The sequence below is a fragment of the Mesorhizobium sp. M1088 genome, assembly GCF_040318575.1.
GTDB lineage: Bacteria > Pseudomonadota > Alphaproteobacteria > Rhizobiales > Rhizobiaceae > Mesorhizobium.
On record NZ_JAMYMO010000052.1, the window covers coordinates 1 to 12,705 of the forward strand.

Annotated in this window: 11 protein-coding genes; 10 read left to right on the forward strand and 1 reads right to left on the reverse strand. The window is 63.9% G+C overall.

Annotated features, from left to right (window positions below; translation table 11 throughout):
• The 9 genes from NKH49_RS31315 to NKH49_RS31355 all read left to right on the forward strand — a co-directional run.
• Window positions 1–224, forward strand: a 224-nt coding sequence (locus NKH49_RS31315; RefSeq protein ID WP_352929364.1) for a transposase domain-containing protein, incomplete at its 5' end; no start/stop codon positions are given.
• Between the two features lie 540 nt (window positions 225–764).
• Complete coding sequence (locus tag NKH49_RS31320) at window positions 765–2,156, forward strand: NAD(P)-binding domain-containing protein (protein WP_352616987.1); 1,392 nt, start codon at window positions 765–767, stop codon at window positions 2,154–2,156.
• Window positions 2,157–2,180: 24 nt separating this feature from the next.
• Window positions 2,181–3,356, forward strand: coding sequence for an acyl-CoA dehydrogenase family protein (locus tag NKH49_RS31325; protein ID WP_352616984.1), 1,176 nt, complete (start codon window positions 2,181–2,183; stop codon window positions 3,354–3,356).
• Window positions 3,357–3,369: 13 nt separating this feature from the next.
• Entirely contained in the window at window positions 3,370–4,725 is a 1,356-nt protein-coding gene (locus NKH49_RS31330; RefSeq protein WP_352616981.1) for an LLM class flavin-dependent oxidoreductase, read from the forward strand.
• A gap of 7 nt (window positions 4,726–4,732) precedes the next feature.
• The gene (locus tag NKH49_RS31335; RefSeq protein ID WP_352616979.1) at window positions 4,733–5,074 is read left to right on the forward strand and encodes a DUF3088 domain-containing protein; all 342 of its coding nucleotides are present in this window, start codon (window positions 4,733–4,735) and stop codon (window positions 5,072–5,074) included.
• Window positions 5,075–5,078: 4 nt separating this feature from the next.
• Window positions 5,079–6,260, forward strand: a complete 1,182-nt coding sequence (locus NKH49_RS31340; protein ID WP_352616976.1) for an acyl-CoA dehydrogenase family protein — start codon at window positions 5,079–5,081, stop codon at window positions 6,258–6,260.
• On the forward strand, window positions 6,257–7,612 hold the full coding sequence (locus tag NKH49_RS31345) for an LLM class flavin-dependent oxidoreductase (protein WP_352616975.1): 1,356 nt from the start codon (window positions 6,257–6,259) through the stop codon (window positions 7,610–7,612). Before NKH49_RS31340 ends, NKH49_RS31345 begins: the two co-directional genes overlap by 4 nt.
• Before the next feature lie 74 nt (window positions 7,613–7,686).
• Window positions 7,687–8,763 carry an LLM class flavin-dependent oxidoreductase gene (locus NKH49_RS31350; protein ID WP_352616972.1) on the forward strand — a complete coding sequence of 359 codons (1,077 nt, stop codon included), beginning with the start codon at window positions 7,687–7,689 and terminating at the stop codon, window positions 8,761–8,763.
• A 68-nt stretch (window positions 8,764–8,831) separates the two neighbouring features.
• Window positions 8,832–9,692 (forward strand): NADPH-dependent oxidoreductase, encoded by an 861-nt coding sequence (locus tag NKH49_RS31355; protein WP_352540169.1) that lies wholly within the window; start codon window positions 8,832–8,834, stop codon window positions 9,690–9,692.
• A 31-nt stretch (window positions 9,693–9,723) separates the two neighbouring features.
• Here NKH49_RS31355 and gcvA read toward each other — a convergent pair whose 3' ends face one another.
• Window positions 9,724–10,734, reverse strand: coding sequence for a transcriptional regulator GcvA (gene gcvA, locus NKH49_RS31360; protein ID WP_352616970.1), 1,011 nt, complete (start codon window positions 10,732–10,734; stop codon window positions 9,724–9,726).
• 342 nt (window positions 10,735–11,076) lie between these two features.
• Here gcvA and NKH49_RS31365 point away from each other — a divergent pair, with 342 nt between their 5' ends.
• Window positions 11,077–12,672 (forward strand): ABC transporter substrate-binding protein, encoded by a 1,596-nt coding sequence (locus tag NKH49_RS31365; protein WP_352616968.1) that lies wholly within the window; start codon window positions 11,077–11,079, stop codon window positions 12,670–12,672.
• Window positions 12,673–12,705: the final 33 nt, after the last annotated feature.

Consider the following 12,705-nt stretch of genomic DNA (forward strand, 5'->3'; position numbering starts at 1 on the left):
TCAGAATCTTTGCCACTGGCCGGAAAAGTTGGCTGTTCAGCGATACCGTCGACGGAGCCAGGGCCAGCGCCGTCATCTACAGCCTGATGTTGACCTGCCGCGCCTGTGGCGTCGAGCCGTTAGCGTGGCTGCGCCACGTCCTCACTGAACTACCTCAGCGCCCCGAGAACGCAGCCATCGAGGATCTGCTGCCCTTCAACTTCGCCAAAGCAACAGCAGCCTGATCAGACCAGATACCGTTCCCAATTCGAAGGCCATCCGTCGAAAGCGCCGGCGTCAACGTGCAGGGAAAATCGCGCTTACCTTGGGACGCCTGTTGAGTAGCTGCGCTGTCCTATCCTGCGAGGACCGTTGCTGGTGTATCCGCGATCTGCCGTCTTTCAGATGGCGGACGTCACCCATGTCGGTCGACCAAGATCAAGCTTGATCCCGCTGACCACGCGACGCCGCTGATGTGCTCGACACCAATGCCCGACTGCGTCGGCGCATTACGCGTGAGCCGTAAGAATAAAATGACCAGTGCGCTTGAGCCCGCTGCAATATCAAAAAGATGCCCCGGCTTCAGGGAGGCCACACGCGCCGCCCATTCGTCGGCTGTGAAAGCGCGTCGTTGCAATGCAAGTGAAAAAAACTACCGGCCAATCAAAGCGAACATTTCTGGACTGTTTGCCGACCGAGGCGGAGTTTGATGAGGCTCAACTTCAGCCGGGACCGAAATGGCCTTACCGACCGATCCAGATCACCACGCCCGGGAGACGCTCCGGTTGATCGGCCCCGATCCGCAGAACTGGGTGCCGGACCGGGAAGGCATCGACCACAATGTCTTCATCGTTGGCGGTGGGCAGACGGGGGCGACCTTTGCCTTCGCGTTGAGGCGTGCCGGCATCGGCAAGGTTACTGTCGTCGACGCGGCACCGGATGAAAGCAAGGCCGGCATCTGGTTCACTCATGCACGGATGAACCGGCTGCGAACGCCAAAGGGCTTGCCGGGGCCGGAACTCGGCTTGCCGGGCTTGAGCTTTCAGTCCTGGTACGAAGCCCGCCACGGTGCGGAAGCCTATGCCGGATTCGACCGCATCGCACGGACGGATTGGGCGAACTACCTGAAATGGTATCGCGCGTTCCTCGGTATCGGGATCCGTTACGGCACGCGTCTCATTCGCATCGAGCCGGCCGGCGGGCTTTTTCGCCTCCACCTCGAAGCCGACGGCACGCCATCGGTCGAAACGGCGCGCAAGATCATTCTGGCCAATGGCTTTGGCGGCAGCGGCGGTCCAGTGATACCGGCGGTACTTGCCGCCTTGCCGCGGGGCCTTGTCGCACACAGTTCGGCGGCAATCGATTTTGCCTCGCTCAAGGGCAAGGCAATGGCTGTCGTCGGGTCGGCGGCTTCGGCATTCGATGCGGCCGGAGCTGCCCTTGAGGCCGGCGCGAAATCGGTGCGTCTCTTTGCCCGCCGCAACAGCATTGCCAGTGTGCCGATCAACCGCGTGCGAAGCTATCCCGGCGCCTATGACAATTATCCTCGGCTGCCCGATGCGGTGCGCTGGCGCCAGGCATTGCGCTTCCGCGAGGCCGGGTCAACGCCGCCGCTCGATGCGGTGGAGCGGGCGGTGCGGCACCAGAATTTTCATCTCCATCTCGGTGCCCCTTGGACAAATGCGGATGTCGAAGACGGCAAGGTCGTCACCGATATCGCAGGCGAGACGTTTGCGTTCGACTTCGTCGTCGCCGGCACCGGCTATTTCGCCGACCCGACGCGCAAGCCTGAGTTCGCCGATTTCGCCGCCACCATCCGGCTATGGCGCGACCAGTACGCGCCGCCGGAAGCAGAGCTGGATGAATTTTTCGGCGCCCATCCTTATCTCGGCCTCGGCCATGAATTTCTCGAGAAGGCGCCGGGGGAGGCGCCATTCCTGAGGAATATCCATGTCTTCAATCCCGGCGGCTTTGTCAGTTTCGGCCTGCCGATCGGCGATGTGCCGTCGATCAGGCGCGATGTGCCGGCCGTTGTCGCGCGCATCAGCCGCGATCTCTTCCTCGCCGATCTCGACAGCCATGAGAGCCGCATAACCGGGAGCCATCCGGCCGAGTTCGGCGAAGACGCCTATGCCGCTTCCGTCTCGCGGCCGGCGCAGACCATCGCGGCGGAATAGACGCATTTCCATGGACAAACGCCGATGACCTTCAGCCCTGACCTTTCCGACCCGTTCGTCGCCACGGCGGTCGAACTGCGCGAAATCTTCGATCGGGATGCCGTGGCGCGCGACAAGGCCGGCGGCCGGCCCGTCGAACAGATCCGCCTGCTGAAGGAAAGTGGTTTGCCGTCGGCGCAGATTCCCAAGCGCTATGGCGGCAAGGGCGCACCCTGGCTGTCGGTGCTGCGCGTCGTGCGCGAATTCGCCCGCACCGACGGCTCGCTCGCCCATCTCTACGGATACCATCATCTGCCGCTCAATGGCGTGCTGTTCCGTGGCACGCAGGCGCAGAGGGACCGGCTGCTGACACGCTCGGCAAGGGAGAACTGGGTCTGGGGCAATTCCGGCAACGCCATGTCGAAGACGTCGACGGCCAGGCGCAACGGCACGGGCTGGATCCTGAGCGGCTTTCGGCCGTTCTCCTCCGGTTCACACATCGCAGACTACATCCAGGTTGCCTGGGAGGACGGCCAGGATCGACTAGCGGCAGCGATCCCGGCTGACCGTGAGGGCATCGTCATCGAGGATGACTGGGATGGTGTCGGCCAGCGGCAGACCGGCAGCGGCAAGGTCACGTTCAAGGACGTGCATGTCGGCGACGACGAACTGATTGGCTCGCCCGCGGTGCCGCTGACGCCGTTCCAGACGCTGACGTCACTGTTCCAGCAGGCGGTCCTGCTCAACCTGTTCGTCGGCAGCGCGCAAGGAGCGCTGAGCGAAGGCCGCGACTATACGGTCTCGCAATCGCGCCCCTGGGTCTATTCCGGCTATGAGAAACATACCGACGATCCGTTCGTGCAACGCAAATATGGCGACCTCTATATCCGTACGCTCGCGGCGGCCGAACTGGCCGATATAGCAGCATGCAGCCTCGATGCCGCCTATGGCCAAGGCGAGGCGTTGACCCTGGAGCAGCGCGGGCAGACGGCGATCGATCTCGCCACCGCCAATGTCTACGCCGGACAAATCGGCCTCGACGCGTCGAGCGAGGTTTTCGAGGTGATGGGCGCCCGCTCAGCCACCAAGGCCAATGGCTACGACAGGTTCTGGCGCAACGTGCGCACGCACACGCTGCACAATCCGGCCGAATACAAGAAGCGCACGATCGGCACCTGGTTGCTGACCGGGGAATTCCCGGCCGGCGGACTGTACCGCTGAGGAGGCGAAAAAAATGGCCAGGCGCGAGGACAAGCTCAAGCTGGGAGCGTTTCTGCTCTTCACTGGTCACCATGTGGCGGCCTGGCGCCATCCAGCGGCAGGCGAGGGGACCAGCCTCGGCGACTACGTCGAACTTGCCCGGCTGGCGGAAGCGGCCAAATTCGACGCGATCTTCTTTGCCGATGGCGTCGCGGCGCGGCTGAGCAACCTCGAGGCCGCCAGCCGCAAGGCGCATAGCGGCGTCTATCCGTTCGAGCCGATCACGCTGCTGTCGGCACTGTCGGCTGTGACCAGGAACATCGGCCTCATCGCCACGGCGTCGACCAGTTTTTCCGATCCCTACAATCTGGCCCGCCAGTTCGCGTCGCTCGACCATTTGAGCGGCGGGCGCGCAGGCTGGAATCTGGTCACCTCTTCCGATCCGGAGGCTGCGTTCAATTTCGGCCACGACACGCATATCCAGCACGGCGAGCGCTACGACCGCGCCGAGGAATTCGCCGATGTCGTGCTCGGCCTGTGGGACAGTTGGGAGGATGACGCTTTCCCGCGCGACAGGGAGAGCGGACGCTATTTCGACAAGGACAAGCTCCACGTGCTGAACCACAAGGGCCAGCATTTCAAGGTGCGTGGTCCGCTGAACACGCCGCGCTCACCGCAAGGTCATCCGGTCGTCGTCCAGGCCGGCGCGTCGGGTCCGGGCAAAGAGCTGGCGGCTCGTACCGCGGAAGCGATTTTCGCCGCGCAGATCACGCTCGACGAAGCCACTGCCTTCTATGCCGACGTCAAGGGCAGGCTCGGCAAATATGGCCGCTCGGAGGATGACCTGAAAGTCCTGCCTGGCATCTTCCCGGTCGTCGGCCGCACCGAAGCCGAGGCGCGGGGGAAGTTCGAACAGCTGCAGGATCTCATCCAGCCGGAAGTCGGCCTCGGTCTGGTCTCGGCGCTGGCCGGCGGCTTCGACCTTAGCGCCTATCCGCTCGACGGGCCGGTGCCGGATTTGCCGGAGACCAATGCCGGCAAGAGCCGGCAAGCGCTGGTGATCGATCTGGCGCGACGCGAGAATCTGACGATCCGGCAGCTCTATCTGCGCATCGCCGGCGCCCGCGGCCACTGGCAAGTGGTCGGCACGCCGCAACAGATCGCCGACACCATGGAAGAGCGGTTCGAGAATTACGGCGCCGACGGCTTCAACATCATGGCGCCGATCATGCCTGGCGGCCTGAAGGATTTCATCGAACTGGTGGTGCCGGAACTGCGCCGCCGTGGCCTGTTCCGCGACGAGTATGAGGGCAGCACCTTGCGCGACAATCTCGGCCTGAAGCGGCCGGCAAACCGTTTTTCGCGGCATGCCGCGGCAGCTGCGGAATAGGCCGGCAATGGCGCGCGACACGCTCTTTCTCATCCAGCCGGGTTTCGCCGACCCAAATCAGCCGGGCCAGACGTTCGTCTGCCCCTATTGCAACCAGGTTGAGGGATTGCTCGCAGCCTTTCCCGATCTCGCCGCCAGACTCGACGTTGAGCGCGTGCCGTTTTCGAGGCCGAGAGGCAAGGTGATCGACGCGCTCGGCGAACGGCACCAGTCGCTGCCGGTGCTGATCATCGGCAGCGATCCGCCCGCCGACTTGCCGACGGCCAAGGGCAAGGTCTTCGCCGATGACACCAGGCGCATTCTTGCACTGCTTGCCGAGCGCCACGGCTTCCCGCAGCTGCATGAGTGAGACGATGACCTTCGATCCCGATACGTCCAATCCATGGATCGCCAAGGCGGTCGAGCTGCGCGACATCTTTGCCCGCGATGCGGTCGAGCGCGACCAGCTTGGCGGCAGGCCTACCGAACAGATACGTCTTCTCAAGCAAAGCGGCCTACTCACCATCGTGATCCCCAAGGAATTCGGCGGCGCCGGGGAACCCTATTCGACGGCGCTGAAGATCGGGCGCGAGTTCGCCAAGGTCGACGGCTCGATCGGCCATATCTACGGCTACCATTTCAGCGCACTGATCGCCGCCAGGCTCAATTCGGACGAACCGCGCTCAGCCGATCTGCTGCGGCGTTCGGCTGCCGGCGACTGGTTCTGGGGCAACACCGGCAACAGTTTTTCCAAAACGCTGTTCGGCCGCAAAGATGGCGAGTGGACGATCGTAAACGGCTTCAAACCCTTCGCCTCCGGCTCGCATGTCGCCGACTATCTTTCGACCTCGTGGGAAGACGAGGTCAGCGGCGAGAGGAAATTCGCGGCGATCCCCGCAAATCGCGAAGGCATCACCGTTCTCGACGACTGGGACGGCATCGGCCAGACGCAGACCGGCAGCGGCAAGGTCGCCTACAAGGACGTCAGGATCCACGACAGCGAGTTGGTGCGCGGTTGGGTCGACGCGTCGTTGCCAATCCGCACCATCGGCCCGCTGCAGCAGCAGAGCGTGTTGCTCAATGTCTTTGTCGGCACGGCCCAGGGCGCGCTGCTGGCGGCGCGAGATTATACGCTCAACAGTTCGCGGCCGTGGATGTATTCCGGCGTCGAGCGCCATATCGACGATCCATGGATCAAGCGGCAGTATGGCGAGCTCTGGGTCAAGACGCGGGCGGCGACGGCGCTGGCCGATCGCGCGGCGGCGGCGATCGATCATGCGATCGCGCGCGGCAAGGCGCTGACCGAGCAAGAACGCGGTGAGGCGGCGGTTGCCGTCGCCGCGGCCAATGTGCTGGCAGGCGATGTTGCGCTCGAAGTCACGACCGAGATATTCGAGGTGATGGGTGCCCGCTCCGCAGTGCGCAAATACGGCTTCGACCGCTTCTGGCGCAACGCACGCATTCACACCTTGCACAACCCTGCCGAATACAAGACCCGCACCGTCGGCACCTGGTATCTGACCGGCGCTTATCCCGAGCCCGGCGTCTTTCGATGAGCGGCCGGCAGCTCCATCTCAACGTCAACATCCTGCATGCCGGCTTCTCGCCGGCGGCATGGCGGATGGACGGCGTCGACCCCTATGCCGCCTTCACCGTCGACCACTATGTGCAAGTGGCGAAGATCGCAGAGCGCGCAAAGCTCGACGCCGTATTCCTTGCCGACCAAGCGGCGATATCGGACCGCATTGACTATCGTCCGATCACGTCGCTGGAGCCGACCATCGTGCTGGCGACGGTAGCCGCCGCAACCGAGCGCATCGGCCTGATCGCCACCGCTTCAACCAGCTTCAACGAGCCCTACAATATCGCCAGGCGCTTCGCGACGCTCGACCATGTCAGCGGCGGACGCATCGGCTGGAACATCGTCACCACGGCCGATCCCGCCTCGGCCCGCAATTTCGGCCTCAACGGTGCCATCGATCATGGCCGGCGCTACGAGCGGGCGGCGGAATTCGCTGACATCGTCAAGGCATTGTGGGACAGCTGGGAGGACGATGCCTTCATCGGTGATGTCGCCAGCGGGCGCTTCGTCGATGCCACCAAGGTTCACGCCATCGACCACAAGGGCGCACATTTCTCGGTGCACGGGCCGCACAATGTGCCGCGTTCGCCGCAAGGGCATCCGGTGGTCGTCCAGGCCGGCGGGTCGGATGACGGCAAGGACCTCGCCGCCCGCCACGCCGAAGCCGTGTTTTCCGCATCGCAATCTTTCGAGGAAGCGCTCGGCTATGCGCGGGAACTTAAGGCGCGTGCCGTCGCCTATGGCCGCACCGGCGGCGTGCCGCTCAACCTCGCCGGCCTAGCCACCATCATCGGCAGCACAGAGGGGGAAGCGGAGCGGCGGCAAGAAGAGCTGTGGGATCGCATTCCGCTCGACTACAGCCTTGGGCGGCTGTCCGGCGTGCTCGGCATCGATCGCGAGCGGCTGAAGCTCGATGAGAAGTTGCCGGAAGGGATTCAACTGCCCCCCAACGGCGGCCACACCTTCTTCAAGGCCACGCTCGCGCTCGCCCGCAGCAATGATTTCACGGTTCGCCAGCTGATCCGGGCGCTGAACGGCAGCACTGGCCACCGCACCATCGTCGGCACGCCGGAGCAGATCGCCGACGATATCGAAAGATGGTTTGTCGCCGGCGCCGCCGACGGCTTCAACCTGATGCCGGACGTGCTGCCGACCGGACTGGAGGTCGTTGTCGATACGGTGGTGCCGATCCTGCGCCGGCGAGGGCTGTTCCGAACGGAATATGAAGGGCGCACGCTGCGCGACCATCTCGGCCTTATCAGGCCCGAAAGCCGCTTTGCACCGCAGCCGAGCAAGGCGTCAGGGCTGCTAGGGGCAGCCCTTTGAATGATCATCAAAATACAACGGAGCGGAGGGTCCTGCCATTGACCTCCATGCCCGGCCAAAATACAGGCCCGACAATGAGCGCTGATACCGAATTTCTTTGGTACATCCCGAACCAGGTCGCTCCCGGTCACCGCGGCGAGCCGGCCGTCGAGAACCACAACAGCCTGGAGACGCTGACCAGCCACGCGAAGGCGCTTGAGGAATACGGCTGGAAGGGCGCGCTGATCGGTACCGGCTGGGGTCGGCCCGACACTTTTACTGTCGCGGCCTCGCTCGCCGCGCGGACCACCTCCTTCGAGCCGCTCATCGCGATCCGCCCGGGGTACTGGCGGCCGGCGCACTTCGCATCCGCCGTAGCCACGCTCGACCAGCTGACCGCCGGTCGCGTGCGTATCAACATAGTGTCAGGCAAGGACAACCTCGCTGCTTATGGCGACAGCGAAGGTGACCAGATACATCGCTATGCCCGTACCAGAGAGTTCATGCGCCTGGTTCGCAGACTTTGGACTGAAGAGAACGTGACCTTTGCGGGCGAGCACTTCCAGGTCACTGGCTCTACCGTGATGCCCCGCATCCATGTCCGTGGCGATCGTCGCCATCCCAAGCTCTACTTCGGCGGCGCGTCGGAGGCGGCGGAGCGGGTGTCGGCCAGCGAGGCGGATGTCCAGCTCTTTTGGGGTGAGCCGCTCGACGGCGTCCGGGAGCGGATCGAGCGGCTCAAAGCCTTGAGCAGGGAACTCGACCGAGACCTCCCGCCTCTGGAGTTCGGGTTGCGGGTCACCACGCTGGTCCGCGACACCGCTGGGCAGGCCTGGGCGGATGCAGAAGCGAAGGTCGACGAGATGGCCAAGGGCCAGGGAGCCGGCTGGAACGATCACGGTCGGGCGGTAGCGGTGGGCCAGCAGCGTCTGCTCGATCTGCACGCGCGCGGCGAGGTGCTGGACGACAATCTCTATACTGCGCCGGGCAAATATGGCGGCGGCGGCGCTGGCACCACCTGGCTGGTCGGCTCGGCCGCCGACGTCGCCCGCTCGCTCGGCAGATACCGGGATCTGGGCATCACGCATTTCGTGCTCTCGGACACGCCGTATCTTTCCGAGATCAAGCGGCAAGGCGATCAGTTGCTTCCGCTTTTGCGCAACGGGGCCTAAGCCGCGCTTCTTGAATGACCTGGGGTCGTCAGAACACCGGATAAGCCAGATTGCCAGTAGGGAAGACGATGTCACAGCCGGCCGCCTTCAGCATCCGCCCTTCCGACGCTGACCTGCGTGGTGAAGCGGCGCTACGGCGGCGTTATCGAGCGCCGCAAAGCGCGCATACCGGAACCTGGAACGAAGCCCTCGAGGCGATCCTTTCACATCGCTCGGTCCGCAATTATCTCGCCAAGCCTCTTCCCGAAGGGACGCTGGAACTGATCGTCGCCGCCGCCCAGTCGGCGCCGACTTCTTCCAATCTCCAGGCGTGGAGCGTCATCGCAGTCGAGGATCCGGCGCGCAAGGCGCGGCTTGCCGAACTGGCGGCGATCAATCGCCATATCGAGCAGGCGCCGCTGCTGCTGGTCTGGCTGGCCGACCTGTCGCGGCTGCGCGCCATTGCCGAGGCAAACGGCCGGGTGGGCGAGGGGCTCGATTATCAGGAGAGCTTTCTGCTGGCCGTGATCGACGCCGCACTTGCCGCACAGAACGCCGTGGTGGCGACCGACGCGCTCGGGCTCGGCTCCTGCTACATCGGCGCGATGCGCAATCATCCGCAGGAGGTGGCGCGCGAACTCGGCCTCCCGCCGGAAACCGTGGCGGTGTTCGGCCTGACCGTCGGCTATCCCGATCTCCTGGCTGCGACTGACATCAAGCCCAGACTGCCGCAGGCTGCGGTGCTGCACCGCGAGCGCTATCGATCAGAGCCCGATCCGGACGATCTTGCAGCCTACAACCAGAGGCTTCGTTCATTCCAGCAGGAGCAGGCGATGCCTGTGGTGGACTGGACAGAGTTGGTTTCGAACCGCATCGGCAGCAAAGCAGCGCTGAAAGGCCGTGATCGCCTGGGCGAAGTGCTCAAAGCGCTGGGCTTCAAGCTCAAATAGGCGCGCGCCTGCTCGCGAGACCGCGGCGAGGCTATTCGGCCGCGACAATGGCGATGCGCGCCGGAAGCGCCGCCGGCGGTGGGACGTCGAGAGCGCCGAGCTGGCGCGCCTCGGCCTTCAGCCAGCCATGAAAGCGCTCGACCGTCTCCAGCTTCGCCTTGTGCGGCGTCGTCGCAAAATAATAGGAAAACTCGACCGGCTGCGGTGAGCCGAATGGACTGACCAGACGCCCCGCGGCGAGGTCAGGCTCGGCCAGCCGGAATTTGCCGAGACCGATGCCCTTGCCGGCAGCAGCTGCGTCGAGCACCAGTGACGATTGGCTAAGCCGTATACCGCCCTCGACAAAGCGGCCGGACAGGCCGTTGGATCTCAGCCAACCCTTCCAGTCAGGGCAGCTTGGATCGCGTTCCGGACCGTCCTCATGCAGGATCGGTGCGTCACGCAGCCCCTCCGGCCCGCGATAGAGACCGTGCATGCGAGCAAATTCCGGGCTGCAGACGGGCAGCACCGCTTCCGAAAACAGCCGTTCCGTCAGCAGGCCGCTATAGGCGCCCGACCCGTAGCGGATGACGCAGTCGACGTCTTCGCTGGCAAAGTCGGCAAGCCTGGTTGATGCGTCGACCAGCACTTCTAGGCCGGGTACCGCGTCGCGCAGTGCGTCGAGGCGCGGGATCAGCCATTTGCTGGCGAAGGAGGGCGCAACCGACACTTTGATCGGCGCATCCTCCTCGTCGCCGGAAATCCGCGCGACCGACTCGACAACGACGTCGAAAGCCTCGGTGAGGCCGGGCATCAGCGCCTGGCCGGCCGACGTCAGCAGAAGCTCGCCACGGTTGCGATGGAACAGCGGTTGACCGAGGTGATCCTCGAGCAGGCGGATCTGCTGGCCGATGGCGGCAGGCGTCACATGGAGTTCTTCGGCCGCCCGCGTAAAGCTCAGGTGGCGGGCGGTTGCGACAAAAGCTCGAAGCGACGTCAGCGGCGGAAGCCTCGCCAGCGTCGGCCGCAGCTTCCTTGATTTTGCGCGAATGAGATCGACCATGGAGCGCATTCAACACGTTCAGGCCGGGCGCGACGAGGGCGGGCTTTGCGCCAAAGTGCCCGGTGGAAAATTTCGTTTGCCGCAGCGTCGCGGCAGCGGGAACGGAAATCTAAAAAATCGTAATGTCTACAATTCTTGTAGAAATAAGATCGGAGCGCTGATTTGGGCGTCGAGCAGCTTTGCCAGATCCTGGAATGAAACGGTCGTGCGAAGCAGTGCTTTCGGCAGACGATAGAAAATCATTCTTCCGGTTTTGCGGCGTGGCAGGGATCATCGCGTCGAGGCGCCGGAGTGTGTTCGGCCGCCGGATGCCATCGTAGCCGTTTTCCGGAGCTCAAGGCCATGTCTGTCAATCGTCGTCATTTCAACCAGCTGCTGTTGCTTGGCGGTGCGAGCTTCGCATTGCCCGGGGTTTCCTTCGCTGCCGAAGGAACGCCGGTCCAGGGTGGCACGCTCAACTGGGCCTACTATCCCGACCCCACGTCGCTGATTGCCATCAACACCTCGTCGGGCACCGGCCAGGCGATCGGTCCCAAGGTGAATGAAGGTCTGCTTGATTTCGCCTATGACCTCAGCCCGAAACCGCTGCTGGCGACGGAGTGGTCGATCAGCGATGACGGCCTGCGCTACACCTTCAAGCTGCGCGAGGGCGTCAAATGGCATGACGGCAAGGACTTCACGTCGGAAGACGTTGCCTTCACCATCTTCCGGCTGAAGGAGGCGCATCCGCGCGGCCGCATCACCTACCAAAACGTGACCGCGGTCGAGACGCCCGATCCGCACACCGCCATCATCGTGCTTTCAAAGCCGGCGCCCTATCTGATCACGGCACTGAGCAGCTCGGAATCACCGATTGTGCCGAAGCACGTCTACGAAACGTTCAAGCCGGCGGAACAGCCGAAGCTCGAACAGACGATCGGCACCGGTCCCTTCATTCTCAAGGAATGGGTGCCCGGCAGCCATCTGATCTTCGACCGCAATCCGGATTATTGGGACGCGCCTCGGCCCTACCTCGACCGCATCGTCCTGCACGTCATCCTCGACCCGGCCGCGCGTTCGGCGGCTCTTGAAACCGGCGAGATCGATATCGGCGCCAATCCCGTGCCGCTGGCCGACATCGAACGGCTGAAGGCAAACCCCGCTCTGGTCGTCGACACCAACACCTACGCCTATTCCGGCCCACAGCAGCAATTGTTCTTCAATTACGAGAACGAAATCCTGACCAAGCGCGATGTGCGCCTTGCCATCGCCCACGCAATCGACCTGCAGAAGCTGGTCGACATCGCGCTCTACGGCTATGCGCAGGTATCGCCGAGCCCGATCAGCACGGCGCTGCCCAAATGGTATGACCCCAGCATCAAGGCGCGCGAGCCCGATACCAAACTGGCGGAGAGGCTGCTCGACGACGCCGGCTATCCGCGTGGCGCCGATGGGACGCGCTTCAAGCTCCGGCTTGCCTACAACGCGTTCCTGCCGGCGTCCTATGCCGATTTCATCAAGCAGTCGTTGGCGACGGTCGGCATCGATGCCGAGATCCTCAAGCTTGACCTGTCGACGTTCCTGAAGACCGTCTACACCGACCGCGCCTGGGACCTGGTGGTCGAGTCGCTGTCGAACACCTTCGATCCGACGCTCGGCGTCCAGCGCGCCTACTGGTCGAAGAACTTCAAGATCGGCCTCGTCTTCTCCAACGCTAGCCACTACGCAAACCCCGAGGTCGACCAGATCCTCGAATCCGCGGCAATCGAGCCCGACGAGACCAAGCGGCGCGAGCTCTGGTACAAATTCCAGCACATCATCCATGACGACGTGGTGTCGGTCGATCTGGTCGCCGCCGGCGCCCAGATCGTCGCCAACAAGAAGGTCCGGGGTTTTGCGCCCGGCGCTCAGGGGATCAACAACAGCTTCGCGCAGATATGGCTCGCGCCAAACGCCTAAGCGTTCTGCAAGCCCTCTGGTTGGGACCAGCGC